The sequence below is a fragment of the Thioclava sp. ISO4 genome, assembly GCF_058105145.1.
Genome location: NZ_CM176571.1, coordinates 1,283,033 through 1,307,853, shown reverse-complemented (window position 1 = coordinate 1,307,853; position 24,821 = coordinate 1,283,033). Strand labels below are relative to the sequence as shown.

At 64.3% G+C, this 24,821-nt stretch carries 23 protein-coding genes; 13 read left to right on the top strand and 10 right to left on the bottom strand.

Annotated elements, in window-relative coordinates; genetic code table 11:
- Window positions 1-66: 66 nt before the first annotated feature.
- Window positions 67-204, bottom strand: coding sequence for a hypothetical protein (locus AC2TZ7_RS06595; protein ID WP_168172818.1), 138 nt, complete (start codon window positions 202-204; stop codon window positions 67-69).
- Between the two features lie 399 nt (window positions 205-603).
- Between AC2TZ7_RS06595 and AC2TZ7_RS06590 the strand changes: the two genes are divergently transcribed.
- The gene (locus tag AC2TZ7_RS06590) at window positions 604-1,353 is read left to right on the top strand and encodes an endonuclease/exonuclease/phosphatase family protein (protein WP_489866309.1); all 750 of its coding nucleotides are present in this window, start codon (window positions 604-606) and stop codon (window positions 1,351-1,353) included.
- On the opposite strand, the gene AC2TZ7_RS06585 is transcribed toward AC2TZ7_RS06590, so the two are convergent.
- The gene (locus AC2TZ7_RS06585; RefSeq protein WP_078540097.1) at window positions 1,342-1,905 is read right to left on the bottom strand and encodes a cytochrome b; all 564 of its coding nucleotides are present in this window, start codon (window positions 1,903-1,905) and stop codon (window positions 1,342-1,344) included. The genes AC2TZ7_RS06590 and AC2TZ7_RS06585 overlap by 12 nt on opposite strands.
- A gap of 106 nt (window positions 1,906-2,011) precedes the next feature.
- Here AC2TZ7_RS06585 and AC2TZ7_RS06580 point away from each other — a divergent pair, with 106 nt between their 5' ends.
- The 10 genes from AC2TZ7_RS06580 to AC2TZ7_RS06535 all read left to right on the top strand — a co-directional run bounded on the left by AC2TZ7_RS06580 (window position 2,012) and on the right by AC2TZ7_RS06535 (window position 13,497).
- Complete coding sequence (locus AC2TZ7_RS06580) at window positions 2,012-2,773, top strand: CDP-alcohol phosphatidyltransferase family protein (RefSeq protein ID WP_168173789.1); 762 nt, start codon at window positions 2,012-2,014, stop codon at window positions 2,771-2,773.
- A complete protein-coding gene (locus AC2TZ7_RS06575) occupies window positions 2,773-4,392 on the top strand; it encodes a sulfatase-like hydrolase/transferase (RefSeq protein WP_489866308.1) in 1,620 nt (539 codons plus the stop codon). Before AC2TZ7_RS06580 ends, AC2TZ7_RS06575 begins: the two co-directional genes overlap by 1 nt.
- Window positions 4,389-5,264, top strand: coding sequence for a lysylphosphatidylglycerol synthase transmembrane domain-containing protein (locus AC2TZ7_RS06570; RefSeq protein ID WP_489866307.1), 876 nt, complete (start codon window positions 4,389-4,391; stop codon window positions 5,262-5,264). The genes AC2TZ7_RS06575 and AC2TZ7_RS06570 overlap by 4 nt, the downstream gene beginning before the upstream one ends.
- Before the next feature lie 52 nt (window positions 5,265-5,316).
- The gene (locus tag AC2TZ7_RS06565) at window positions 5,317-6,309 is read left to right on the top strand and encodes an ABC transporter substrate-binding protein (protein ID WP_489866306.1); all 993 of its coding nucleotides are present in this window, start codon (window positions 5,317-5,319) and stop codon (window positions 6,307-6,309) included.
- The gene (locus AC2TZ7_RS06560) at window positions 6,299-7,102 is read left to right on the top strand and encodes an ABC transporter ATP-binding protein (protein ID WP_489866305.1); all 804 of its coding nucleotides are present in this window, start codon (window positions 6,299-6,301) and stop codon (window positions 7,100-7,102) included. The genes AC2TZ7_RS06565 and AC2TZ7_RS06560 overlap by 11 nt, the downstream gene beginning before the upstream one ends.
- Before the next feature lie 10 nt (window positions 7,103-7,112).
- Window positions 7,113-8,696 (top strand): ABC transporter permease, encoded by a 1,584-nt coding sequence (locus AC2TZ7_RS06555; RefSeq protein WP_489866304.1) that lies wholly within the window; start codon window positions 7,113-7,115, stop codon window positions 8,694-8,696.
- A gap of 19 nt (window positions 8,697-8,715) precedes the next feature.
- Window positions 8,716-9,225, top strand: coding sequence for a glycosyltransferase (locus AC2TZ7_RS06550; protein ID WP_489866303.1), 510 nt, complete (start codon window positions 8,716-8,718; stop codon window positions 9,223-9,225).
- 14 nt (window positions 9,226-9,239) lie between these two features.
- The gene (locus tag AC2TZ7_RS06545) at window positions 9,240-9,440 is read left to right on the top strand and encodes a hypothetical protein (protein WP_489866302.1); all 201 of its coding nucleotides are present in this window, start codon (window positions 9,240-9,242) and stop codon (window positions 9,438-9,440) included.
- Between the two features lie 134 nt (window positions 9,441-9,574).
- On the top strand, window positions 9,575-12,352 hold the full coding sequence (locus tag AC2TZ7_RS06540; protein ID WP_489866301.1) for a cation-transporting P-type ATPase: 2,778 nt from the start codon (window positions 9,575-9,577) through the stop codon (window positions 12,350-12,352).
- Between the two features lie 116 nt (window positions 12,353-12,468).
- Complete coding sequence (locus AC2TZ7_RS06535; RefSeq protein ID WP_489866300.1) at window positions 12,469-13,497, top strand: IS110 family RNA-guided transposase; 1,029 nt, start codon at window positions 12,469-12,471, stop codon at window positions 13,495-13,497.
- A gap of 301 nt (window positions 13,498-13,798) precedes the next feature.
- Here AC2TZ7_RS06535 and AC2TZ7_RS06530 read toward each other — a convergent pair whose 3' ends face one another.
- Window positions 13,799-14,035, bottom strand: a complete 237-nt coding sequence (locus AC2TZ7_RS06530) for a hypothetical protein (RefSeq protein ID WP_489866299.1) — start codon at window positions 14,033-14,035, stop codon at window positions 13,799-13,801.
- A gap of 160 nt (window positions 14,036-14,195) precedes the next feature.
- On the opposite strand from AC2TZ7_RS06530, the gene AC2TZ7_RS06525 reads away from it, so the two are divergent.
- Together AC2TZ7_RS06525 and AC2TZ7_RS06520 are read left to right on the top strand one after the other, a co-directional pair.
- Window positions 14,196-14,921 (top strand): Crp/Fnr family transcriptional regulator, encoded by a 726-nt coding sequence (locus AC2TZ7_RS06525; RefSeq protein ID WP_489866298.1) that lies wholly within the window; start codon window positions 14,196-14,198, stop codon window positions 14,919-14,921.
- 124 nt (window positions 14,922-15,045) lie between these two features.
- The gene (locus AC2TZ7_RS06520) at window positions 15,046-15,906 is read left to right on the top strand and encodes a Crp/Fnr family transcriptional regulator (protein WP_489866297.1); all 861 of its coding nucleotides are present in this window, start codon (window positions 15,046-15,048) and stop codon (window positions 15,904-15,906) included.
- A 357-nt stretch (window positions 15,907-16,263) separates the two neighbouring features.
- Here AC2TZ7_RS06520 and AC2TZ7_RS06515 read toward each other — a convergent pair.
- The 7 genes from AC2TZ7_RS06515 to kduI form a co-directional block, all read right to left on the bottom strand.
- Window positions 16,264-17,417, bottom strand: a protein-coding gene (locus AC2TZ7_RS06515; protein WP_489864349.1) for an IS3 family transposase whose coding sequence is annotated in 2 segments (ribosomal slippage) — window positions 16,264-17,165 and window positions 17,165-17,417 — 1,155 coding nt in all. Because the reading frame shifts where the segments join, the coding sequence is not laid out codon by codon here.
- An 846-nt stretch (window positions 17,418-18,263) separates the two neighbouring features.
- On the bottom strand, window positions 18,264-19,145 hold the full coding sequence (locus AC2TZ7_RS06510) for a sugar kinase (protein ID WP_489866296.1): 882 nt from the start codon (window positions 19,143-19,145) through the stop codon (window positions 18,264-18,266).
- Window positions 19,142-20,662, bottom strand: a complete 1,521-nt coding sequence (locus AC2TZ7_RS06505) for a UxaA family hydrolase (protein WP_489866295.1) — start codon at window positions 20,660-20,662, stop codon at window positions 19,142-19,144. Before AC2TZ7_RS06505 ends, AC2TZ7_RS06510 begins: the two co-directional genes overlap by 4 nt.
- Entirely contained in the window at window positions 20,655-21,839 is a 1,185-nt protein-coding gene (uxuA, locus tag AC2TZ7_RS06500) for a mannonate dehydratase (protein WP_489866294.1), read from the bottom strand. Before uxuA ends, AC2TZ7_RS06505 begins: the two co-directional genes overlap by 8 nt.
- Window positions 21,836-23,275, bottom strand: coding sequence for a mannitol dehydrogenase family protein (locus AC2TZ7_RS06495; protein WP_489866791.1), 1,440 nt, complete (start codon window positions 23,273-23,275; stop codon window positions 21,836-21,838). Before AC2TZ7_RS06495 ends, uxuA begins: the two co-directional genes overlap by 4 nt.
- Window positions 23,253-23,996: a 2-dehydro-3-deoxy-D-gluconate 5-dehydrogenase KduD gene (gene kduD, locus AC2TZ7_RS06490; protein ID WP_274963303.1), complete on the bottom strand. Its 744-nt coding sequence runs from the start codon at window positions 23,994-23,996 to the stop codon at window positions 23,253-23,255. Before kduD ends, AC2TZ7_RS06495 begins: the two co-directional genes overlap by 23 nt.
- Window positions 23,993-24,817, bottom strand: a complete 825-nt coding sequence (kduI, locus tag AC2TZ7_RS06485) for a 5-dehydro-4-deoxy-D-glucuronate isomerase (RefSeq protein ID WP_274963302.1) — start codon at window positions 24,815-24,817, stop codon at window positions 23,993-23,995. The genes kduD and kduI overlap by 4 nt, the downstream gene beginning before the upstream one ends.
- Between the last annotated feature and the right edge of the window lie 4 nt (window positions 24,818-24,821).

Below are 24,821 nucleotides of genomic sequence, written 5' to 3'. Positions count from 1 at the left end.
CCTCTCACATGATGAGCGAATGGCTCGCGCCCCTTGTCAGGAGCGGGGCGCGGGCCTGTTCAGGTCTCACGAAGTCTTGGATTTCGCGGGCGCGTCCTCACTGGCGGCTTTGGGCTCGCTCTTCTCTGCAGGGGGCTTGGCGGTCTTCTCGGGCGTTGGCTTCAGCGCCGCAGCGGCCCGAGTGGTCAGGTCCTTGAAGGACATGTCATCGATCCTTTTATCGCCCGACGTCAACTCTTGGTCCATGTCGGACCGGGATGCTTGTCGTCGGTCTGATCTATATGGGGACGAGGGACCTACTTTACGACGGTCAGGCGCCGATGAAACTGAGATCAGGTGCAATTTCCGGTCCAGCCCCCGAACTCCTTAAGCGCATCCCGATCCGATGTCCGGGACATTCGCACGGGCCAGTCAATGGCGAAAGACCCGTGGCAGGTCATCGCGAGAACAACCGGCAGATAGCTATGTCGGGAACACCGGTGCAAATCACGTGACACCCCGTGGAGCGCAAATGAGCTTCATGCAACTTCTCTGCAATGGCCTGGCTTGCGCAGGGCGGAGCGCCTGGCGATAGTTCGAAAGGAAAATTCAGGACAAGTAGGGATGCGCATGCAAACACTCCGACCTCATGGCCTCGAGTGTGTCACATGGAATGTCCATCGGGGACGCGGGCAGGACAACCGCGTCGATCCGGAACGCATCGTCGACGTGCTTGCATCGGAAGTCTGCGCGCACGGCCCGGAGGTTCTCGCCTTGCAGGAGGCTGATGAGGAAACACCTCCACACGCAGGACTTCTCGATCTCAAAAGGATCGAAGCCGAGACCGGGCTTCGATCCATCCATAGCAACGCGGCGCTGCGCTGGGGGCCGCAGAGCGATGGGTTTCTGGGCGCCATCCTATTTCTCCATCCCGATTTCGAGATCACCGCCACCCATGTCCTCGACCTGCCCGGCCATTGCCATCGCGGCGCGGTGGTGGTGGACACACGAAAGAATGGCAAGGCGCTGAGAATCCTGACCACCCATCTTTCGCTGGGGCAGATGCTGCGCGCCGCGCAAATGCGCACGATCGGGCAGTTCCTGTTTCGGCGCCCGGAGATGCCGACGATCGTGCTGGGAGATCTGAACGAGTGGCGGCCCTGGGGTGGTCTGGCATTCTCGAAAAAGCTCGTCGGGCTGCGCCTGTCGGGCCCGGTGCGCAGAACCTTCCCCGCCACCCGCCCCCTATTGCCGCTCGATCGGATCCTGAGCGACCAGCCCGCTGCCGTGCGCGAAGCGCGGGTTCTCGACGGGCCGGGTATTCGCGTGGCCTCGGATCACCGGCCGCTGGCGGCGCGGGTGCTACTGGCCTGAACGGCGCGGCCACATCCGGCGTAGAAGCCCGTCGCGCAGCCAGAGCGTATGATAGAAGGCTGCGCCGATATGCAGCGCGATCAGGGCAATCAGGCCAAGCCGCGCATAGGCATGAATCGCCTTCGCGGCCGTTTCGAGCCCTTTCTCCTTTGCCACGAGGCGCGGCAGGCCCAGAGCGTCGAGCCCTTCGATCGGATAACCGCCCGCGCGCACGCGCGTGTAGCCCGAAACCACCATCACGAAGACCAGAAGATAGAGAAGCGCATGTGTCACATGGGCGACGCGTGCCTGCCAGTGCGGCGTGGTCGCGGGCAGCGGCGGCGGAGGATGAGCGATCCGATACCCAAGCCGGATCAGCATCAGCGCACCGATGATTACGCCCGCGTTTTTGTGAAAGAGGTAAAGCAGATCCCGGACCGAAGGCGCCAGCCCTTCGGCGATCATCACCTGCCCCGCAGCGATCAACCCGAGGACAAGCACCGCCACGCTCCAGTGCAGCCAGCGGGCCGGGGCCGAATATGCCGCATTCTCCTCATGTCGAGTCTTGCGCATGCTTGCCCCCCAGATTCTCCGAATTATTCGGCTATTCGCTTGCCATAATGAACCATATCATGCGCCATTGCGTTTCTTTAACTATTGTCACGCCGGGGTTGTCTTCATGATCCAGTCGCCTCTCGCGCCACAACAGTTTCAGCGCCTTCTGGCTGCGGCACGCGCGGACCGTCCGTCGGGGGCGGCGTTGCGTATGGCATCGCTGGGGCTGCCGCTGGGACTGGTGGCGGCGTCGATCATCGCGCCCTGGGGATTCGCCCTTGCCTTCCTGAGCTTCAGCGCCGTCGCCTTCGGAACGATCGCAATTTCACTCGCCTTCTGGCGCTCCTACCCACATGGCCGGCTGGGCCTGTGCAACGTGGTTACGCTTTCGCGCGCCGCCCTGATCGTAACCTTGCTCGCCCCGCTTCTCGCGCGCGATCCGACCACGGAAATCCTTGCCTGGTCGATCACGGCGATCGCGACACTGGCCTTCGCGATGGACGGGCTCGATGGCTGGCTGGCGCGCCGCACTGCGCTGGTGTCGCGCATTGGCGCACGCTTCGACATGGAAACCGATGCGGCGCTTGGCTTCGTGCTGTCGGTCCTTGTCTTTGCCTCGGGCACGGTCGGGGCCTGGGTCCTGCTGCTAGGTTCGATGCGCTATATCTACATTGCGCTGGCGCAGGCCCTTCCCTGGCTGAATGCCCCGCTGCCCGAGAGCTTCCGGCGCAAGACGATCTGCGTGGTCCAGATCGCAGCGCTCATCGTGCTGACAATCCCCGGCGTTGATGGCCTGCCCGCGCAGATCATCGCCGCCGCCGCCACGCTCGCGCTCGCCTGGTCTTTCGCGACCGATATCCTCTGGCTCTCCCGGGCCCGCGATTGATGAGCGCAGGGCATAAAATCGCGGGGCTGCTGCTCGCGGCTTGGGTATTTCAGATCGCTCTGGTGCTGCCGGACTACCCGGATGGCCTCGTGCTCAAGACATTTCTGCGCGTCCCACTCGAGCTGCCAGCGATCTTGCTGAGCCTCGCCGTTCTGTCCAGGGGATGGCGCGCGACCAACGCCATCCGAGCCCTGCTTGCGGTCGCGCTGGTGGTGATGGTGCTTCTGAAAATCGCCGATATCGGCAGCTTCATCGCCTTTTCCCGACCGTTCAATCTCGCGGTCGACAGTTTCGTTTTCGATGCTGGACCGAGGCTTGCCGCACGCACGATCGGCCTGCCGCTGACCCTGCTGGCCGGGATCGGCTTGATTGTCGGACTTGGCGCCCTGATCACCGCGCTCTGGTGGGCAAGCGGACAATGGACGGGGCTCGTGCGCGGGGTCGGATGGCGTGCGGGCGCAAGCCTTGGCGCGGCGCTTTGCATTGCTGCCGTAGCACTTCAGGTTTCCGGAACAGCACTCAAGCGTTGGCCCGGGCGCGCCGATACGACCCGGATCGCGGGGTATCACCTCACCCGCTATGTCGAGACCACGCGGAGCCTGCGGCTGTTTTATGCGGCAGCCCAAACCGACCCTTACGCGGGCGCAACCGATCTCTTCACGCGGCTTCAGGGCCGTGATGTACTGATCGTCTTCATCGAGAGCTACGGGCGCGCGAGCTTCGACAACCCGCTCTATGCACCGACGCATCTGGGCACGCTCAAGGCCGCCGAGCCGCGCCTGAGACAGGCCGGCTTGGCGATGCGGTCGGGTTGGCTGACCTCGCCCACGGCGGGCGGGCAGAGCTGGCTTGCGCATTCCACGCTGGAATCAGGGCTGACGATTTCCGATCAGACGCGTTATCGGGCCTTGCTCGCGAGCCCCCGCAAGACCCTGTTCGATCTTGCCGCGGCCTCGGGACTGCGGACGATTGCGGTAATGCCAGGCATTACGATGGACTGGCCCGAGGGGCCAAAACAGGGGTTCCAGACCATCCTCGCCGCAGCCGATCTCGGCTATCGCGGCGATCCGTTCAACTTCGTGACGATGCCCGATCAGTTCACCCTTGCCGCTTTTGACCGGCTCGTGCCGCGCAGTCGGCCCGACGATCCGCTGCTTGCACAGATCGTGCTGCTGTCCTCGCATGCACCCTGGGTCCCGGTGCCGCATCTCGTGCCTTGGAACACGGTCGGCAACGGCACGATTTTCAATGAGATGGCCAATTCCGGCGATCCGCCCAAAATCGTCTGGCGTGATCGCGACCGGGTGCGCGACCAGTATCGCAAAGCCATCGACTATTCGCTGCAATCCATTCTGGCCTTTGCCGAACGGCAAACACGCCACCCCCCGCTGATGATCGTTCTCGGCGACCACCAACCCGCCTCTTTCGTAGCCCAGAGCGAGAGCCGGGACGTGCCGGTTCACCTGATCGGCCCGCCCGATCTGGTCGCCCTGTTTGACGGTTGGAACTGGACCGAAGGGCTCGTGCCCGATGCGCAGACCCCGGTCTGGCCGATGCGCGATTTCCGCGATCGCTTCATCAAGACGCTCAGCGCGGAACCGTCGGAGGCACGCGGATGACGCATCTGGCTCTCAAGTTGATCACGGTCGCGACCGTTCTGGCGGTCACGCTCTATTTCGTCGATCCGACCATCGTATTTTCGCATCTTCGTATGGCGGATTGGCGCTGGCTCGCCCTTGCGGGGATCGCGGTCAATCTGCAGACGGTGCTCTCGGCGCTGCGCTGGCAGGTCACCGCGCGCGCGCTTGGGCAGCGGATTGAGACGGGCGAGGCGATCGGGGAGTATTACCTCGCGCAGCTGGTGAACCAGACCCTGCCCGGCGGGGTGCTTGGGGATGCGGGCCGGGCGATGCGGGCGCGCCGCTCGGCCAATCTCTTGCGTTCCAGCCAGGCCGTCGTGATCGAACGGCTGGCGGGGCAGATCGCACTGGCCGCGGTGGTTCTGGTTGCACTGCTGCTGACGGGACGATTGGTGTGGGCGCTCGAGCTTTTGGGGGCCGCGCTGACGCTGTGGCTTCTCGCGCGCAGCTGGGACCGTTTGGCGCGGCTTCTCGCGCCGCTGCGTCGTGCGCTTCTGGGGCGCGAGGTGCGGGCACGCCAGATCGCGCTCGGGCTGTCGATCGTGACCTGCAATCTTCTGGCCTTCGCCTTCGCCGCGCGTGCGATCGGCACGCAGCTTTCGCCGAGCGCGATCGTGACGCTCGTGCCGCTTATCCTGAGCGCGATGGTGATCCCGCTCAGCATCGCCGGATGGGGCTGGCGCGAGGGGGCAGCTGCGGCGCTGTTCCCGCTGGCGGGCGCAACGCCCGAGGCGGGGCTTGCAGCCGCGACCGCCTTCGGCGCGACCCTGATCGCCTCGGCGCTGCCCGGTCTCGGCTGGGTGCTGCTGCGTCGCGACGCGGCCGCCGCAACTACGTCAAAAGCAAAATGACGCCCGCGCAGGACGCGCTAAGTTGAACAGCAAGGATAGCGAGGAATTTTTCATGAAACGAAACGCTCTTACCCGCCGCGGATTTCTGGCGACCGGCGCCGGCGGCGTTCTCGCCACGAGTTTAGGGCTGCACCCGGTGCTCGCCGCAGGCACCGTTAACCTGCAGCTGTCCTGGCTGCATTCGGTGCAGTTCGGCGGCAGCTATATCGCGAAGTCGAAGGGCTACTGGTCCGATCAGGGCCTCGACGTGAGCCTCACGCCGGGCGGGCCGAACGCCCCGGTCGAGCCGCCGGTCGTCTCGGGGACCGCGCTGGTCGGCATTTCTGCGGCCGATTATACCGCCGCCGCCGTGGCCCAGGGCGCGCCCTTCAAGATCATCGCGGTCGCGATGCAGAAGAACCCCTTCGCCATCGCCTCGCTGCCGGCAAACCCGGTGAAGGAGCCGAAGGATCTCGAGGGCAAGAAGATCGGCATGGCGCTAGCCAATACCCCGGTGCTCAAGGCGCTGTGCAAGCTCAACGACGTGAGTTTCGACGCGATCGAAGTGGTGCCCACGCAATATGACGCGGCCCCTCTGGTCGCTGGTCAGGTCGATTGCCTGCTGTGCTGGGCCACCGATCTGCCCGTCGCGATGACGATGAAGGGGCTCGATCCGGTGACAATGCTGATGGCCGATTTCGGCTATGCGGTGCAATCGCAGACCTATATCGCAACCGAGGACAGCCTCGCCAATCGTCGCAAGGAGCTGGTCGAATTGCTACGCGGCGAGATCAAGGGCTGGACCGATTACCACAAAGATACCGATACCGCGGCCGAGCTGACGGTCAAGATGTTCCCCGATGCGGGGCTCGATCTGGAGACGCAGAAACTGCAAGCGAAACGTCAGGTGCCGCTGATGTTCTCGGACGTCACCGATGAACACGGTTTCGGCTGGTTCACCGATGAGAGCATCGCGGAAAACATCAAGACGCTCGCGCTGCTGGACAAGCCGGTGACGGCGGATCTGTGGGATCGTTCGATCCTCGAAGAGATCCATGCAGGTTGAGCGCGCGTCGGACATAGCGCCGGGCATCACCTGCGAGGGGCTCAGCCGTATCTTCGAAACGGGTGCGGCCCGGATCGACGCGCTGGCCCCGACAGATCTGCAGCTCGACGGCGGGCGCACGACCGCCTTTGTCGGCCCGTCGGGCTGCGGGAAATCGACCCTGCTGCGCCTGATCGCGGGGCTGGACCGGCCAAGCGCTGGCACTGTGCGCATCGGTGGCGAAACCCCGGCCGAGATGCGCCGCCGCGCAGCGCTCGCGGTGGCTTTCCAGGATGCGGCCCTGCTGCCGTGGCGATCGGTGCGCGGCAATATCGCGCTTGCACGCAAGCTCGCGCGGATGGCGCCGGACCCTGCGAAGGTCGATGATCTGATCGCGACCGTGGGGCTTGCAGGCTTCGAGGATCGCCGCCCCGCGGATCTCTCGGGCGGGATGCGCCAGCGCGCGGCGATCGCACGTTGCCTCGCGACCGATCCGCAGCTGCTGCTCCTCGACGAGCCCTTCGGCGCGGTGGACGAGCTGACGCGCGCACGGCTCAATCAAGAATTGCCGGCGCTGTGGCAGGCGCGCGGGGTGACGGCGGTGATGATCACGCATTCGATCTCGGAGGCGGTGCGCATCGCCGATCGGGTCATTGTGCTGTCGCCCCGCCCGGCGCGGGTGGTGGCCGATATCACCGTGCTGCTACCGCATCCGCGCGAGAAGGGTCCCGCGCTGGATGCGCTGATCGAGGAGGTCGGCGCTGCGCTCGCCCGCCACGCGCCCGCGCCTCCCCCGGCCTGGATAGCCTCGTGAGCGCGCCCGCATGATCCTCTCCCCCGCCCGATGGCGCAGGCCCCGGACTGACTGGCTGCGCAGCATCGCGACCGCGCTGGTGGCGCTGATCGCGTGGGAGGCTCTGGCCCGCGCGCTCGCGGGCACCTATCTGATTGCGGGACCGCTGGAGATCGCCTCATACCTTTCCGATCACGCCGGACTGATCCTGCGCGCGACCGGCTGGACCGCGCTCGCGGCGGCGGGCGGTTACGTGATCGGCAACCTAACCGCGATCGCGCTGGCGGCAGTGGCAATCCTGATCCCCGGGGCGGCGCGGCTGATTTCCTCGCTCGCGCTGATTGTCTTTTGCCTACCGCTGGTCGCGACCGGACCCATCCTGCGTGTTCTCTGGGGGCCGGGACTGGGGCCACAGGTGACGCTGGCCGCGTTGGCGGTCTATTACACGACCTTCCTGCCGCTGCTGGTGGGGCTGCGGGCGGCCCCGCCGAACTGGTTCGATCTGGTGCGCAGCTATGGGCGCGGCGGCTGGACCGCGCTTGTCGAGGTGCGCGCGATGGCCGCCATGCCCTATCTGTTCGCGGGCCTTCAGATCGCCGCCCCCGCCGCGTTCCTGGGCGCGCTGGTCGGCGAGTTCACCGGGGCAGAGCGTGGCATGGGCGTGCTGACGATCCGCGCGATGCGCAGCCTCGATGTGGCGGGCACCTGGTCGCTTGCCACCATCGCCGCGGCCGTCTCGATGCTGGCCCATGCCGGAATCGGATGGCTCTGGCGCAGGCTCGACGACGCGCCGCCGCCGCTGATCCTCGCGAGCCTGCCCGATGCCCGCACCGACCGCAGCTGGGCCACGCGGCTGAACCCGATCCTCGTCGCGCTCGTGGTGATCGCGCTATGGTGGCTGTCGATGGATCTCGCCGGGCTGAACCGGTTCTTCGCCAAGCGGCCCGACGACATCTGGGCCTTTCTCGTCACCGCCAGCGGAGCCGCCGATCACCGCACGACCCTCTTCGCAGCCCTCGGACAGACGATGAGCCTAGCTCTGCCCGGCTACGCTCTGGGCCTCGCGCTCGGGCTGGGCCTCGCCATCGCGCTTCTAATGTTGCCCGCGCTGTCGCGCGCGATCATGCCGCTCGCGGTGGCCCTGCGCGCGATCCCCATCGTCATCACCGCCCCGCTCGTCGTGGTCGCGATGGGGCGCGGGGCTGCGGGCACGATCACCATCACCGCCGTGATGATCTTCTTTCCGACCTTCATCGCCTGCTACCAGGGGCTCAAACGCACACCCGCCGCGCTCCTCGACCTCTTCGAGAGCTATGCCGCGACCCGGTGGGAACGGCTGACGCTGGTGCAGTTTCCCGCGATGCTGCCCGCATTCTTCGCCGCTGCACGGATGGCGGTGCCAGCGGCAATTCTGGCGGCGACTACAGCAGAATGGTTAGCCACGGGACGCGGGATCGGTGGACTAATGGCACTGACCGCCTCCACCTCGGATTACGGAATGCTGTGGAGTTCTGTCGTTCTGCTGGCTCTCGTCGCAGTCGCGGCCTATGCCGCCATTGAACGGATCGAACGCGCTGTTCTGCGCCGCTACGGAGCCGAGCAACTGGTCCGCTGATATTGTCGAGGGAGTTCACATGACACGAGCCGCCTTCGCCATCCCGGGCGACATCACGCAACTGACCGGGGGGCATCTACGAGCGCAAACTGCTCGAGGCGCTGCGCGCGGCAGGCCGCGACGTCGCCCATATCGAACTGCCCCCAGCTTCCCCGGCGCTTCGGCGCAAGAGACGGCAACCGCGCGCGCCCAGCTGACCGCCATTCCCGCCGACCGGCCGGTGATCCTCGACGGGCTGGTCTTCGGCTCGATCGAGACGGAGGTGCTCGATGCGATGGTGGCGCCCGTGGTCGCGATGCTGCATCACCCGCTGGGGCTCGAGACCGGCTTGCCCGCGCCGCGCGCGCGACATCTGCTGGCCCGTGAGGCCGAGAACCTCAAGCGCGCCGCGCATGTCGTCGTGCCCAGCCCTCATACCAGCGCGATCCTGCAGGCTGAGTTCGGCGTCGCGCCCGAGCGGATCTCGATCGCCCTGCCCGGCTTCGACCGGCCCGCCCATTGCGACATCGCTAAATCCGCCCCCCCCTGATCCTCTCGGTCGGATTGCTGGCCGCGCGAAAGGGGCATGACGTTCTGATCGACGCGCTGGCGCGGATCACCGATCTCGACGCGCTGGCGCGGATCACCGATCTCGACTCGCAGGCGCAGATCGTGGGAAGCGCGCATGCTCCTGAGGGCGCGCGCGCATCGAGTTCGCCAAGCATCGGATGGAAGCGGCGATGCACGGGCCCAATCCTCGCCTGAGGCACGGGCAATGTAGTGAAGCCCCCTCGTCTCAACGGAGTTGCCCGATAAAGTAATATCCCACATGATGACTGCTGAGTTTCCTGCAGATCAGATTGAACCTGACGCCGCTCCCCGACGCGAGAAGGAACCACATGCCGTCCCCACCCTATCCGCCCCCGACAAGCGCGGCGAATCTTCACCCAGTCGACACCCGGCTTCTGGCGGAAAAGCAGCATATCATCTCGAGGCTCCACGCACTGCCCCCGAGTGAGGCCCTTCACGCGGTCTCAGCCAGGGCGGAAGGACTTAGCAGCGAGGAAGCCGCGCGGCGCCGAGTCGCGCACGGCCCCAACCGGCTTCCCGAACCGCCCCGACGAAGCCCGCTGCTGCGCTTCCTGGCGCACTTCCACAACGTGCTGATCTATGTGCTGCTCGCCTCCGCTGCGGTGACAGGGGCTCTTCAGCATTGGCTGGACATGGGTGTGATTCTTGCCGTGGTAATCGTCAACACGGTGATCGGCTATGTCCAAGAAGGTCGCGCCGAGCAAGCGATGGCCGCGATCCGGGATATGCTGGCGCCGCGCGCGGCGGTGCTGCGCGACGGACGACGACAGACCCTCGAGGCGGCCGATCTGGTGCCCGGCGACATCGTGCTGATCGAGGCGGGTGATCGGGTGACAGCCGATCTTCGGTTGATCGCGGCCCGGGGGCTGAAGGCAGAGGAGGCAATCCTGACCGGCGAATCCGTGCCGGTCGACAAGGGCACCGCATCGGTCGCGGAGGAAGCGCCGCTGGGCGACCGGAGTTCGATGCTCTTCTCGGGCACGCTGGTCGCCGCCGGGGCGGGACGCGGCGTCGTCGTGGCGACGGGCGCACAGACCCAGATTGGCCGGATTAGCGGCATGCTGAGCCGAGTTGAGACGCTGACGACGCCGCTCGTCGCGCAGATGGACCGCTTCGCCCGCTGGCTGACGGCCTTCATCCTTATGGTGGCGGCGACACTCCTGACCTACGGCTACTTCGTCGGACACCTGCCCTTTGCCGATCTGTTCATGGCCATTGTCGGCCTCTCGGTAGCTGCGATTCCCGAGGGATTGCCAGCGGTGTTGACGATCACCCTCGCTGTCGGGGTGCAGGCAATGGCCCGACGGAACGCCATCGTTCGCCGCCTGCCGGCGATCGAGACGTTGGGCGCAGTCTCGGTGATCTGCTCGGACAAGACCGGAACGCTGACGCGCAACGAAATGACGGTGGCCTCACTCGCCGCGACCGAGCACGTTTATTCCGTGATGGGCAACGGTTACGCCCCCGAAGGCGCAGTGCGCTGGCGCGATGCCGATATCGACCCGGACGACCACGCGGTGCTGATGGAATTCGCCCGCGCCGCGGCGCTTTGCAACGATGCGCTGCTGCACAGCCATGCCGAAGGCTGGCGTGTCGAGGGCGACCCGATGGAGGGTGCGCTCATGGCGCTCGCCGGCAAGGTCACTCGAGACGGGCCCGAGCCCTTCCGCGAATGGTCCCGTGCCGATGCAATCCCCTTCGATGCCGCGCATCGCTACATGGCCACGCTGCACCGCGACCGCGAAGGCCGCGCCTGCATCCACGTCAAGGGCGCTCCCGAGGCGGTGCTTGCACTCTGCGCCGACCAGCGCAGCGCCGACGGCAGCACGGAACCGCTGGACGTCGATCACTGGCACGCAGCGATCGAGGAGCTCGCTGCCGAGGGCCAGCGGGTGATCGCGATCGCCACACGCGCGGTGTCTGCGGGCCACGCCGAGTTGGTGTCGGCTGACCTCGAGGGTCAGCTGACCCTCGTCGGGCTGATCGGCCTGATCGATCCCCCGCGGGCCGAAGCCATCGACGCCGTCGCCGACTGTCATGCCGCGGGTATCCAAGTGAAGATGATCACCGGTGACCATGCCGCCACGGCGCGCGCCATCGCCGGAAGAATCGGGCTGAAGAACGCCGAGCGCGTTCTCACCGGCGCGGATATCGAGGCGATGGACGACGCCGAACTGGCCGACGCGGCCGTGAAGACGGACATCTTCGCGCGCACCTCTCCGGCCCACAAATTGCGGCTCGTAACGGCCCTTCAATCGCAGGGGCTGACCGTCGCCATGACCGGAGACGGGGTCAACGATGCACCCGCGCTCAAGCGCGCCGATGCCGGGATCGCCATGGGTCGGAAGGGCAGCGAGGCAGCCAAGGAGGCCGCCGAATTCGTACTCGCCGACGACAATTTCGCATCTATCGCCGCCGCAGTGCGCGAGGGCCGGACGGTCTATGACAATATCAAAAAGGTCATCAGCTGGACGCTACCCACCAATGCGGGTGAGGCAATGACGATCGTCGCAGCGCTCTTTGCCGGCATGACACTGCCGATTTCGGCGGTGCAGATCCTCTGGGTAAACCTGATCACCGCCGTGACGCTGGGCGTCGCGCTCGCCTTCGAGCCGTCCGAGCCCGGCACCATGCGCCGGCCCCCTCGCCCGCGCGCCGCGCCGCTGTTGACGGGTCAGCTGATCTGGCACATCGTGCTCGTCTCGTCGCTATTCCTGATGGCGGTCTTCGGGGCTTATTTCTACGCCATCGACCGGGGCTATCCGCCCGTCCTGGCGCAGACGATGGCGATGAACACATTGGTCGTGCTCGAGATTTTCCATCTCTTCTTCATCCGTAACATCCACGGCACCTCACTCACCTGGGCGGCTGCGCGGGGAACGCCGATCATCTGGGTCTGCGTACTCACCGTCATAGCCGCTCAGCTCGCGATCACCTACGTCCCCCCTTTGCAGAAGGTGTTCGGAACACAAGCGGTGCCATTCCCCGAAGGCGTATTGATCATCCTGATCGGCGTCGTTTTCTTCGTTTTGATAGAGATCGAGAAGCAGATGCGGCTCGCACTTCGAAGCCTCACGCCCCGATAAGAACCGATTTCAGGAAGATCAAAAGGGCGGACCTCTTCGCATTGATGATGTAACCGCCCTCCGACGGCATCGATGTGCCAAGGTGGGTCTGCGATGATCCACAAAGGAGGACGGTCATGTCGGAGATTATCACGGTCGGGCTCGATCTGGCGAAGAATGTGTTTCAGGTCCACGGGGCAGATGGAGCGGGGCAACCTGTTCTGCGCAAGAAGTTGCGGCGAGCGCAGGTTCTGGAGTTTTTCAGTCAGCTGCCGTCCTGCGTTGTCGCGATGGAAGCATGTGGCGGCGCGCATTACTGGGGCCGCGAGATCTGCAAGCTGGGCCACGATGTGCGACTGATCCCACCAGCCTATGTTAAACCCTTTGTGAAGCGTCAGAAAAACGATGCGGCCGATGCCGAGGCGATCTGCGAAGCGGCGCTGCGCCCAACGATGCGCTTCGTGCCAGTGAAGAGCGGCGAGACCCAGGGCGCGGCGATGGTGTTCCGGGTTCGCGAGCTTCTGATCCGTCAGCGCACCCAGGCGATCAATGCGCTGCGCGGTCATCTGGCCGAGTTCGGGCAGGTCGCGCCACAAGGAGCGTCCAACGCCTCGAAGCTGATTGTTTTCGTCGAAGATCCGGAGAGCGGCTTGCCCGCTGAGGCGACGGCCACCCTGCAAGTTCTGGTAGGAACCCTGGCACAGCTCGAGGAGCAAATCAGGAAGCTCGATGCCGAGATCGCCCGCTGCGCCAAGGACAACGAAGTGGCGCGGCGCCTGATGTCAGTCCCGGGCATCGGCCCGCTGATCGCTACGGCCATCGCGACCCTCGCGCCTCCGCCCGAAACATTCCGCAAGGGTCGGGATTTTGCGGCCTGGCTCGGTCTTGTCCCGCGGCAGCATTCGACCGGCGGCAAGCAACGGCTCGGAGCGACGACGAAGATGGGGGAGCGGTCGCTTCGCCGTCTGCTGATCATTGGCGCCAACAGCGTTATCATCAAGCGGCACGTCCATCGCGAGGCACAACCCGGCACATGGCTGGGTGATCTGCTGACACGCAAGCCACCGATGCTGGTGCGCGTCGCCCTTGCGAACAAGATGGCGCGCATCGTCTGGGCCTTGATGGCCCGGGGCGGTGTCTATCGATCTCCGGTCGGCGCGGTGTAGAACCAACGTCGGCCGCGAGGACGTCGGAGCGTAAGAGGGCAAGGAGCAGTTTGGCGCAACAGTCGTGAGACGGGATCGGGAGAACCAGTGCGCAACAGAGTGCCTTTGAGCACGCGGCGTTGATTTGGACCCGATCTTCGAACACCATACGGGCCCGCGACATCTGTGAGGTCGCATCATGAGGCCGGACATATGTCAGCACCCGACGACGTGTCAGAAAAGCTCTGAAAATACCTCTTGCGTTTGGGGCGGTTACATATGTTGCGCTAACTCCGGCTCTCGAAAGAACCCTAAATCCCGGTCACAGCCTGCGCACGGAATTTCCGCCTGCGACGATTGCGCGGATCAGCTCTGCCGTGGCCAGATGCGCCTCCCCTGCGAGAGATGCGGCAGCCGCGTTTTCATGACTTGTGGCCGCATCTTCGAGCACGCCGACGACATCGGCCTCCGACAGCAAACCACGATCGTTCATCGCCAAGAGCAACGCCTCGCAGATCGACAGCGCAGCGATCCCTGCATATTCCGATTTCGAGGACATTGGTTTCGGCCTTTCCTTGTGGAATTTGGGTCGCCACCGGCTGGTAATGGTGCCAACATGCAATATGACAGAAATTCCTTTCGGCTGGACTGATCAAAAGCAGCTTAGGCTTGCGACACCAAGTCTGTGCTGACCGGGACCAATGGAAAGCAAGCCACGGATGGAAGACACCCCACTCGCGCGCAAGCTTTCGGCATTCGTCACCCTAACGGATCAGGAACGCACGGCTCTGAAGCTCTTATTTCGCCGCCGCCGCTCGTTCGCGGCGGGACGCGATCTGGTTCATCAGGGCCAATCAGAACACGCCACCTATATTCTCTCGAAAGGATGGGTCTCCTCCTACAAGATCCAGCCCGATGGCGGGCGCCAGATCGTCGACTTTCAGGTCCCCGGTGATTTCCTGGGCCTGCGCAGCATACTCTTGCGCACCTCCGATCACAGCTTCGAGCCGGTGGTCAAGATCGAGGCGGCAGAAGTGCGGCTGGATGAGTTGCTCGATGTTTTTGAGACCACACCGCGGCTTGCGACCGCCATCCTTTGGGCGGCCTCTCGCGACGAGGCGATGGTCGTCGAGCATCTTGTGGGGATTGGCCGTCGCAGCGCGGATAAACGCGTCGCACATTTTCTCCTCGAGCTTGGCGAGCGCCTTTCTTTCGTGGGCTTTGCGGACAAGCGCGGCTTCGATTGTCCGCTCACGCAGTATCATCTGGCCGATGCTCTGGGGCTAAGCGCGATACACGTCAACAGAGCGCTTCGCCGGCTGCGCGAGGATGGGCTGGTCACCTTTCGCTCGGGCCGCGTTTCCTTCCACGATTACGACCGGCTGATCAGCGAGGCAGAGTTCGATCCTTCCTACATGGACCAGGAAGGCCCATTGCTGACGTGATTGCACTCGGCACGCTGATCCATGTCAGGACCGTTCCTTATGATCGCGCTAATATAAGATGGGAAGTTTGAGCGGAGGTCCTCGAAACCGACCCGCAAGGAAACTTCAGTTAGGCGAGGTCTAAATGCTGCTTAATAGTCAACTCACCTGCGCATCATCATCGACCTGTCGACAGTTCGTGGAAGATGGAATTGGATTCTTCGGGGAGATTGACGCATGCGCGGCGAAAGCCTTGGCGACGCGAACACACGTCGCCCGCTTCCCTTCGGGCACGACCATCTTTGCCCAGGGCGAACCCGCTGCCTCGATTGGTATTCTATGTTCTGGAATCGTCAAAGTCGTCAACCAGACTGAAGACGGTGAAATGCACATCCTGAGCCTGCTTTCCCCCGGCGATATCATTGGTGATCTCGGAACCTCCGAGAACAGGTTGGCTTGGGAAGCTGCGACAGATGTTGCCCTTTGCTGGATGACGCGTTCGAGTTTTGAAGCGCTGCTGTCCGAGCACGCAGCGTGGCAGAAAGGCTATCTCGCCGCGACCGTCCGCCAGCTCGAGAAGGAACGCCTCTGGGCGTCATCCCAGCGCGGCAAGGGAACGACACAACGTGTTGCGGCCTTATTGTTTGCGCAGCTGCCAGCGGAATCCAGCACGACGAATACAGAGTTGCCGATATCACTTAAGCGGCGCGACATCGCCTCTCTGCTGAGTATGTCCTGCGAGTCTCTCTGCCGAGCTCTTCACAAGATCAGAGAGACAGGGGCAATCCGCATGCCTACGCCCGCTCTGATCGTCGTGCAGCAGCCTGGCACTTTGCTCGCGATCGCAAAAGGCGTGGGGGCCTCGCTCCCCAACGGCATGAGGAACCGACCGAAACTCAACAACTCTTTTCCGATAACGGCCCATACGCCAAGGCGTATGAAGCCAGTCATGATCAAGGCTATCGAAGATGAAATCGGCTTTCTGCTGCCAATCGGGAGGCCATGAGCAGACGCTGCGACCGCGCATCTGCGCTCGAAACCACCTTGCTGACAGCGTGTTATACGAGGACCCAGTGGTCAATCCGCCGAGATTCATCTGAGGCGTCGGCGCAACGGGTGCTCGCCGCATGCAAGGCCCTGAAATCGGGATAGCTGAAAGTGAATGCTCCCCGTTCTCTGCTCACACATCGTGTTCGGAGAAAAGGGAGTTCGTTCGGTCAGCGCGAGCGTCAGGATCTGGTCGTCGCGGGGAAGGTGTCCGGTTCCAAACCATCGTCCTCGCGGATACCGGCAGCTCAGTTTCTCTGTGAGATGAGCTGATGGTTGAGCTACTCCCCATCTCTTGGACAGGATCTGACGTAAATTAAGCTACTCGTTGCACCTGCTGACCGGGTTGGTTGATATCATTTCTCTGCCAATACACCAGCGCCGGTGGCTTGCCGCCGAGGGCTGAGTGAGGGCGCTGGTGGTTGTAGAAGGTCATCCATTTCCGGATGGCCGCCTTCGTCTCCGATCCTGTCTCCCAAGCGTGCAGGTAGACGCACTCGTATTTCAGGGTGCGCCACAGCCTCTCGATGAAGATGTTGTCCAGGAAGCGGCCTTTCCCATCCATCGATATGCGCACGCCGGATCGACGCAGCGTGTCCGTCCAGGCGAAGGACGTGAACTGAGACCCTTGATCGGTATTCATGATCTCGGGCGGGCCGAACTTGTGGACGGCTTCGTTCAGCGCTTCGACGCAGAAGTCGGCCTCCAGCGTGTTCGAGATCCGCCAGGCCAAGACCTTTCGCGTGTGCCAGTCCATGATCGCAACGAGGTATAGAAATCCGCGCCTCATGGGCAGGTAGGTGATATCCGAGCACCAGACTTGGTTCGGGCGATCCACTCGCAGACCTCGCAGCAGGTAGGGATAGGTCTTGTGGCCCTTTGCGGGCCTGCTGGTGTTGGGCTTCTGGTAAATCGGCATCAGCCCCATCAGGCGCATCAGTCGCCGTATCCGCTTCTCGTTCACCAAGTGTCCGTCGTTACGCAGATGCCAGGTCATTTGCCGGACGCCGAAGAACGGGGTCTCCAGGAACTGCTCGTCGATCCGTCGCATCAGGCCGAGGTTCTGTTCGGTCTCGCCCTTGGGGGTGTAGTAGAAAGACGAGCGCGCGATCGACAGCAGCTTGCACTGCTGGCCGATCGACAGGTCCGGGTGGTGAGGCTCGATCATGCCGCGCCTCACTTCCCGCCCCAGGGCTTCAGCTTTCGTTCCAAAAAAGAGTTGGCCACCGCCAGCTCCCCGATCTTGGCGTGGAGCTCCTTCACCTGCTCCTCGTCGATCTCGGGCTTCTTGCGGCCCCCGCGCTCGAACACGCCGGACGCGCCTTCGAGCAGGGCCCGCTTCCATTGATGGATCATCGTCGGATGCACCCCGAACCGGCTCGCCAGTTCGGCCGCTGTCTCTTCACCCTTCAGGGCTTCCAGCGCGACCTTTGCCTTGAACTCGGGCGCGTGCTGCTTGCGTTTCGACATCTCTGATCTCCTTCTCGTCGAAGATCAGCAGACTGCAAATCGTAGCTTATGTCAGTGTCCGAATTTCAGGGGGTAGCTCAGGTGTCCCGTGGCAGGTCAACTGCCCTGCACTCTTCGAACTCCCGTGCGAAAAACCAGGAAGGTGACCTTCGCCGTGCCAAGTCAAAGCCCGCTGGCATAGGAAAACACATGGGCCGGATACCCTCAGGGTGTTCGGTAACAGCCATTTCGCGGCCTGACTGAATATTATCGAACATGCAGCGCCGATGGGCTTCGGGTGTTCGATAAACAACACTCTTTCATACGGGGGTGTTCGGATCGCAACGCAGCATGTCAGTTATCGAACACGCCTGCCCGATATCAACTGATTGATATACATATGAAACCAGTGCCGCGAAATGCTGCGAAACGAACACCCCGACGCTATTTTCGTGCCGCAGCCTTCCCAGGAGGATGTTGCTTCCGCATTCGTCGGCGGATGTTCTTCTTCATCGACTCCGCCGTCGGCTTCGCTGTTCCGGCTTTCTGTTTCATCTTCACGCCTTGGTGGTTACGATGAGCCAGAAACTCGCCGTTACAAAATCAACTCAGATGTCCCAGGGGCGCTGACGGGGGACAGGCGTTTTCAAGACTGCCCGCCCCCTTCATGCAAGCAGGCAAACTTCACCGCCTATAGGTGCTCGACCAAGGATATCCCGTTGCCTGACGTATAGTGTCGGGCATGCAAAAGACGGGAGCGACCCTGCTCGACTAACGACATGGAGCACCCACCCTCCCCGCAAGGCATTGAATTCTACAGAATCGAGATAATGTCTCATGCCGCAAAGGAGCCCCCCTCTTTGGTAGTTACGCAGCTATGATCGCCCCCGGCTGCGCGATCACCTCGAGCGCGCAGGCATGCGCCTGAACAAGGCAGTCCTTGTCTGAAGCGCCCCGAAAATGCGCGGCGAGCCATGCACCGTTGAAACTGTCGCCAGCCGCGGTGGTATCGACCACCTTTTGCGCGGCAGCCAGGTCGAGCGGCTTGGCGGTGGGATCGAACGATATCGCCCCTCCCGCGCCCATCTTCAACGCGCCTTTGCGCGCGCCCCAGCCGTTGAGCCGCGCGCGCACCGCTTGCGCATCGCGATCACCGAACAGCGCCATCTCGTCATCCAGCGATGGCAGCGCGATATCGGCGATCCGCCACGCAGCCTCCGTCACCGCGCGGGCGGTCTCGGCATCTTCCCACAGCCGCGGGCGGTAGTTGGAATCGAAAGCCACCCGGGCGGGATGTGCCGCCAGATGCGCCAAGAGCGACAGGCGCACCGGATGGGGCAGGATCGCCAGCGTGATCGCGCTGAGGTAGATCAGATCGACCCCTTCAAGCTGCGCGAACCCGTCCTCGAACAGGCAGCGCGCCGCGGATTGGTCGCGCCAATAGGAAAAGCTGCGCTCGCCCTCTGCGTCGAGCGCGATCGCGTAGATCCCGGGCAGGCGCTCGGGGTGGCGGCGGATGCGCGCGCAGCCCACACCTTGGGCGGCGATGAAAGCGCTCATGCGATCGGAGACAGCATCGCGCCCCAGCACGGTGACGAATTCGACCTGCGCCGCCTCCCCGGCCGCGCGCGTAAGATAAACCGCCGTGTTGAGCGTATCTCCGGCAAAGCCGATCTGCTGCTCGGGGCGATCGAAAGACAGCTCGACCATCGCTTCCCCGACGCAGGCGATCACGGGTTTCTTCGTCACATCACCGCTCCGATTTGCCACGGCTGGAATTCGTTATCGCCCAGTCCGAGGTCTTCCGATTTGGTCTTCTCTCCTGACGCGACCCTCAAGATCGCCTCGAAGATTTCCGCGCCCTTGTCAGCGATCGACACGCCTTGGCTGAGGATGTCACCGCAGCCGATATCCATATCGTCGGGCATCGCCTCCATCAGCCGGTCCGAGGTCGCCAGCTTGATCGTCGGCGCGGGCTTCGAGCCGAAGGCGGAGCCGCGCCCGGTCGTGAACACCACGATCTGCGCGCCCGCCGCGATCTGGCCCGTGGCCGAGACCGGATCGTAACCGGGGCTGTCCATGAAGCTCAGCCCCGGCGTGCGGACCTGTTCGGCATAGTCATAAAAGGCCCGCAGCGGCGTCGCCCCGGCCTTCGCGACCGCGCCGAGGGATTTCTCGAGGATCGTGGTGATCCCGCCCTGCTTGTTGCCGGGGCTGGGGTTGTTATCCATCGAGCCGCCGCCCTGTGCGGCATAGCCTTCCCACCAGTCGAGACAGCCAAGGAGTTGCTCCGCAACCTCGGGTGTCGTTCGGCGCAGCAGCAGGTCTTCGGCGCCATGGATTTCAGGTGTCTCGGAGAGGATCACGCCCCCGCCCTGCCCCACGATCAGGTCCGAGGCAACACCCAGCGCCGGGTTTGCAGTGATCGCGGAGAACCCGTCCGAGCCGCCGCATTGCAATCCGATCCGCAGCGCGGAAACCGGGCAGGAGCTGCGGCTGGCCTTGTTTACCTCCGGCAGTATTTCACGGAGTTTCGTCTTGATCGCCTCGATCGTGGCGCGGGTGCCGCCGGTCTCCTGAATGGTCAGCGCGTGGAACCGTTCGGTCCCGGCCGACCCGAAATGCGCCTCCATGCGCGCAATCTGCATCACCTCGCAGCCCAGTCCCACGAAGATCGCCGCGCCGACATTGGGATGGATCGCATGGCCCCAGAGGACACGCTCGAGGCTGTCCGCCCCGCGCCCGCTCGCCGCCATGCCACAGCCGGTGCCATGGGCGAAGGCGACGACGCCATCGATGTTGTCATAAGGATCGAGCGCGCCCTCAGCCGTGATCTCGGCGGCTGCGCATTTGATCACCGTGGCCGAGCAGTTCACCGTTGCGCAGAGCGCGATATAATTACGCGTGCCGACCCGACCGTCGGCGCGTTCGTAGCCCATGAAACTGCGGGGCGCGCCCTTCGGGATCGCGGCCTCGGCGTTTGCGAGATCCGCGCCGATCTGGTGGGTCTCGTCATGCTTGGAATAGCTGACATTGTGGCTATGGACATGTTCGCCCACCGCGATCGGGGCGCTGGCCCGGCCGATAATCTGGCCAAACTTGATCACCGGATCACCCTCGGCCATCGCGACGCGCGCCAGCTTGTGCCCGGCGGAAACCGGATGTGCGAGCGGCTCGCCGGTGCCGAGCGGCGTGCTGCCGGCATCCGCCCGCGCGGGCAGAACGGCGACCGTGTCGCACGGATGCAGTGTAATCGCTTCAGCCATCGCGACGCCCCCTCAATCCGGCGATCACGCCGCGCATCTCGGCCAGCCCGCGCATCCGCCCGATCAGCGGATAGCCAGGGAAAGAGCCGCGCGTGGCGTCGTCGAGCAGGACATGACCGTGATCGGGCCGGAACGGGATCTGTGGGTCCGCACGCCCCTCGGACGCCCGGCGTGTTTCCTCGGCGAGCAGTGCGGCAGCCACCGCGACCATGTCGGTGTCGCCGCCCAGATGCGCGGCCTCCTCGAAACTGCCATCGGGATCTTTGCGCACGTTACGCAGATGCGCGAAATGGATACGCGGCGCAAAGCGCTCGGCGATCGCGGGCAGATCGTTGGCCGGGTTCGCCCCGAGCGAGCCGGTGCAAAGCGTCAGCCCGTTCGCGGGACTATCATGCGCCCGCAGGATCCAGTCGATATCCTCGGCGTTGGAGACGACACGGGGCAGACCCAGAATGTCGCGCGGCGGATCGTCGGGATGGACGCAGAACCGCAGCCCCAGTTCCTCCGCCGTGGGGATCACCTCATCGAGGAAGCGTTTGAAATTGCGCCGGATCTCGTCGCGATCGATACCGTCATAAAGCGCGAGCTGGTCCCGCAGCCCGGCGATGTCGTAGCGGTCATAGGCACCCGGCAGACCCGACATGATCGCGTGCAACAGCGCGTCACGCTCGTCTTGTGTCGAACCCTCGAACCAGGTCTTGGCGCGGGCGCAAACGTCGGGCGTGTAATCGTCCTCGGCCCCTTCGCGCTTCAGCATGTGAATCTCAAAAGCCGCCATGCGATAGGCCTCGAAGCGCAGGCAGCTACCGCCTGTCGCAAGTGGCGCGGTCAGATCGGTGCGGGTCCAGTCCAGAACAGGCATGAAATTGTAGCAGATCGTGGTGATGCCCTCGGCGGCGAGATTGGCCATCGATTGACGGTAATTGGCGAAGAGCGCGCTCAGATCGCCTTCGCCGCGCTTGATCCGCTCATGGATCGGCAGGCTTTCGACCACGTGCCAATGCAGCCCCGCCGCCTCGATCCGGGCGCGCCGCTCCGTGATCGCCTCGCGCGACCAGACCTCGCCATAGGGGATCTCGTGCAAGGCGGTTACGATGCCGGATGCGCCCGTCTGCACGATCTGCGGCAGGGAAATCGTGTCCAGCTCGGGGCCATACCAACGCCAGATCTCGATCATTGGAGAACCTCCCGCACCGCGGCGCGCGCGCCTTTTTCGACGAGCGCGCGATAGGCCTCCGTGACCGGGGCCTGCAGGGATTGTGCGAGCTCGGGCGGAAACACAGAACGCAACGACAGAAGCGCCGCAACCTTGCCCTCGGCATCCGCGGCACTGTCGGAGAGCGCACGCAACTCAGCGGCCAGCGGGTCTTTCACCTCGATCGGCTGCCCGCTCTCGTCGACGCCGCCGACGTAGCGCATCCAGGCCGCGATCGCGAGCATCAGGCCCGGGCAGCTCCGCCCGGCCTTCAACGCATCGGCGACGGTGGCCAGAATGCGCTGCGGCAGTTTCTGGCTGCCATCCATCGCGATTTGCCATGTCCGGTGACGGATCGCGGGATTGGCGTAGCGCTCTGCGAGCGCGTCGGCATAACGCTCGAGCGAGACGCCCGGCGGCGGGGTCAGCGAAGGGATGATCTCGTCGCGCCACAGATAGCGCACGAAGTCGGCCATCACCTCGTCGTCCATCGTGTCGGAAATCGTCTCGAACCCCGCCAGATAGCCAAGATAGGCCAGAGAGCTGTGGGTGCCGTTCAGCATCCGCAGTTTCATATGCTCGAACGGAGTGACGTCGCTGACCATCTCGACACCGACCGCGCCCCAATCGGGCCGCTCGCCATCGACGAAATCATCCTCGATCACCCATTGGCGGAACGGCTCGTGCATTACCGGCAAGGCGTCGTGCCAGCCGGCGAGCTCTTCGAGCCGCGCGATGTCCTCGGGCTTCGTCGCGGGCACGATGCGGTCCACCATGGTCGACGGGAACCGCCCCTCAGCCGCGATCCAGTCCGCCAGCTCCGGGTCGATGCGACGCGCCAGATCCAGTACCACGCCGCGCAGCAGCCGGCCGTTTTCGGGCAGGTTGTCACAGCTCATCGCGGTGAAGGGACGCAGGCCGCGCGCGTGGCGCAGCTGCAGCGCACGCACAAGATAGCCGGGCGCAGAGACGGGCAGGTCGTTGGCCATGTCATGCACGATATCGGGATGATCGGGGTCAAGCGCGCCGGTCGCGGGCGAATGGCAATAGCCCTTCTCAGTGATCGTGAGCGATACGATGCGCACATCCGGATCGGCCATCACGTCGAGCACTGCTTGCGGATTTTCGCGGGCCACCAGAATATCGCTGACGATCTCGATGCGCTCGGGCGTTTCGCCCTCGGGGCCGAACTCCAGCCCGCTATAGGCGAAATCCTGCGGCGCCAGCGCATCGCGCATCCGCGACGATTGCAGCGACACGCCGGTGATCCCCCAGTCGCCGCCGCTTTTCGCAGCAGCCTCAGCCGTGTAGATCGCCCCATGGGCGCGGAAGAACGCGCCGAGGCCGAGATGGACGATACCGGTTTTGAGCTTCGCGCTTTCGCGAGTGAGACGTTCAGCGGGCAAGCCAGCCTCCATCGACATTCAGGACCGCGCCATGGATGTAGCGCGCGGCGGGGGAACACAGGAAGGCGGCGGTGCCGCCGATATCGGAAGGATCGCCCCAGCGCCCGGCCGGAATTCGCGCAAGGATCGCTTCGCTGCGCTCTGGATCGGCGCGCAGAGCCTCGGTGTTGTTGGTCGCGATATAGCCGGGTGCGATGGCGTTTACGTTGATCCCTTTGGCCGCCCATTCGTTGGCGAGGATCTTGGTCAGCCCCGCCACACCATGCTTGGACGCGGTGTAGGACGGCACGCGGATGCCGCCCTGAAAGGATAGCAGCGAGGCGATGTTCACCACTGCCGAAGGCGTATTGCCCTGCTCGAGCGCGGCGCGGGCGAAGGCTTGCGTGGTGAAGAACAGCGCCTTGAGGTTCACGTCCATCACCGCGTCCCAATCGGCCTCGGTGAACTCCAGACTGTCTTCGCGCCGGATGATGCCCGCGTTGTTCACGAGGATCGAATAGCCCGCATCCGTGAAGACATCCTGCGCGGCCATCGGGTCCGCGAAGTCGAGGAGCAGCGCCTCGCCCTGCCCGCCCGCATCCGCGATCATCTCCAGCGTCTCGGTGCATTCGCGCCGCCCCGCGCAGGTCACATGTGCCCCTTGCGCGGCGAGCGACACTGCGATCGCCTGACCGATGCCGGTATTCGCGCCGGTGACGAGGGCGCGGCGGTTCTTTAGCGAAAACGGGCTCATTTCAGGTCCGCCGGCTGCACGAAGTCCATGTCGGTGTAATCGACATTGTCGCCCGCCATCGCCCAGATGAAGGTGTATTCCCCGATCCCGGCCCCGGAGTGGATCGACCACGGCGGCGAGATCACAGCCTCCTCGTTGGCGATCATCATGTGGCGGGTCTCGGTCGGCTCGCCCATCAGGTGCAGCACGCGCGCCTCGGGCGTCATGCCCCAGTAGAGGTAGGCCTCCATCCGGCGGTCATGGACATGCGCGGGCATCGTGTTCCAGACCGACCCCTCGACCAGTTGGGTATAGCCCAGCACCAGCTGGCAGCTTTCCATCACGGTCGGATGGATGAACTGGTTGATGACGCGTTTGTTGGAGGTCGCAGCTTCGCCCAGCTCGACGCGGTTCGCCTCGGCAAGCTTGATCAGGCGATGCGGACAGGCGCGATGCGCGGGGGCGGAAACCAGATAGAACCGGCCGTCGCCCTCGAAGGTCACCGGTCCTGCGCCCATGCCCAGATACAGGACATCACCGCGCCCCATCTCCCAAGTCTCGCCAGCGGCTGAGACGCGTCCCGTGCCGCCGATATTCACGACGCCCATTTCGCGCCGCTCGAGGAAGGTGGCGGTCCGCGTCTCGTCCACCACGTCGAGCGTCAGCGATGCGCCATTCGGCACCGCGCCTCCGAGGGTGAACCGGTCGTAATGCGTGTAGATCAAGCGGATCTCGCCGGGCGCGAACAGCCCCGTGCCCAGGAAATGCTCACGCAGCTCTTGCGTGCCCATGGTGCGGGCGTGATCGGGATGGATGGCGTGGCGGGTTTCTACGCTGAGCATTGAA

Excerpts from the sequence above, each read along its gene's own strand:
- uxuA (WP_489866294.1), bottom strand. The coding sequence starts at position 21,839 with ATGATCGAGATCTGGCGTTGGTATGGCCCCGAGCTGGACACGATTTCC.
- AC2TZ7_RS06530 (WP_489866299.1), bottom strand. The coding sequence starts at position 14,035 with ATGTCCTCGAAATCGGAATATGCAGGGATCGCTGCGCTGTCGATCTGC.
- kduI (WP_274963302.1), bottom strand. The coding sequence starts at position 24,817 with ATGCTCAGCGTAGAAACCCGCCACGCCATCCATCCCGATCACGCCCGC.
- AC2TZ7_RS06585 (WP_078540097.1), bottom strand. The coding sequence starts at position 1,905 with ATGCGCAAGACTCGACATGAGGAGAATGCGGCATATTCGGCCCCGGCC.
- AC2TZ7_RS06565 (WP_489866306.1), top strand. The coding sequence starts at position 5,317 with ATGAAACGAAACGCTCTTACCCGCCGCGGATTTCTGGCGACCGGCGCC.
- AC2TZ7_RS06560 (WP_489866305.1), top strand. The coding sequence starts at position 6,299 with ATGCAGGTTGAGCGCGCGTCGGACATAGCGCCGGGCATCACCTGCGAG.
- AC2TZ7_RS06590 (WP_489866309.1), top strand. The coding sequence starts at position 604 with ATGCGCATGCAAACACTCCGACCTCATGGCCTCGAGTGTGTCACATGG.
- AC2TZ7_RS06580 (WP_168173789.1), top strand. The coding sequence starts at position 2,012 with ATGATCCAGTCGCCTCTCGCGCCACAACAGTTTCAGCGCCTTCTGGCT.
- AC2TZ7_RS06540 (WP_489866301.1), top strand. The coding sequence starts at position 9,575 with ATGCCGTCCCCACCCTATCCGCCCCCGACAAGCGCGGCGAATCTTCAC.
- AC2TZ7_RS06550 (WP_489866303.1), top strand. The coding sequence starts at position 8,716 with ATGACACGAGCCGCCTTCGCCATCCCGGGCGACATCACGCAACTGACC.
- AC2TZ7_RS06595 (WP_168172818.1), bottom strand. The coding sequence starts at position 204 with ATGTCCTTCAAGGACCTGACCACTCGGGCCGCTGCGGCGCTGAAGCCA.
- AC2TZ7_RS06535 (WP_489866300.1), top strand. The coding sequence starts at position 12,469 with ATGTCGGAGATTATCACGGTCGGGCTCGATCTGGCGAAGAATGTGTTT.
- AC2TZ7_RS06505 (WP_489866295.1), bottom strand. The coding sequence starts at position 20,662 with ATGGCTGAAGCGATTACACTGCATCCGTGCGACACGGTCGCCGTTCTG.
- AC2TZ7_RS06525 (WP_489866298.1), top strand. The coding sequence starts at position 14,196 with ATGGAAGACACCCCACTCGCGCGCAAGCTTTCGGCATTCGTCACCCTA.
- AC2TZ7_RS06575 (WP_489866308.1), top strand. The coding sequence starts at position 2,773 with ATGAGCGCAGGGCATAAAATCGCGGGGCTGCTGCTCGCGGCTTGGGTA.
- AC2TZ7_RS06520 (WP_489866297.1), top strand. The coding sequence starts at position 15,046 with ATGCTGCTTAATAGTCAACTCACCTGCGCATCATCATCGACCTGTCGA.
- AC2TZ7_RS06555 (WP_489866304.1), top strand. The coding sequence starts at position 7,113 with ATGATCCTCTCCCCCGCCCGATGGCGCAGGCCCCGGACTGACTGGCTG.
- AC2TZ7_RS06570 (WP_489866307.1), top strand. The coding sequence starts at position 4,389 with ATGACGCATCTGGCTCTCAAGTTGATCACGGTCGCGACCGTTCTGGCG.
- kduD (WP_274963303.1), bottom strand. The coding sequence starts at position 23,996 with ATGAGCCCGTTTTCGCTAAAGAACCGCCGCGCCCTCGTCACCGGCGCG.
- AC2TZ7_RS06495 (WP_489866791.1), bottom strand. The coding sequence starts at position 23,275 with ATGGAGGCTGGCTTGCCCGCTGAACGTCTCACTCGCGAAAGCGCGAAG.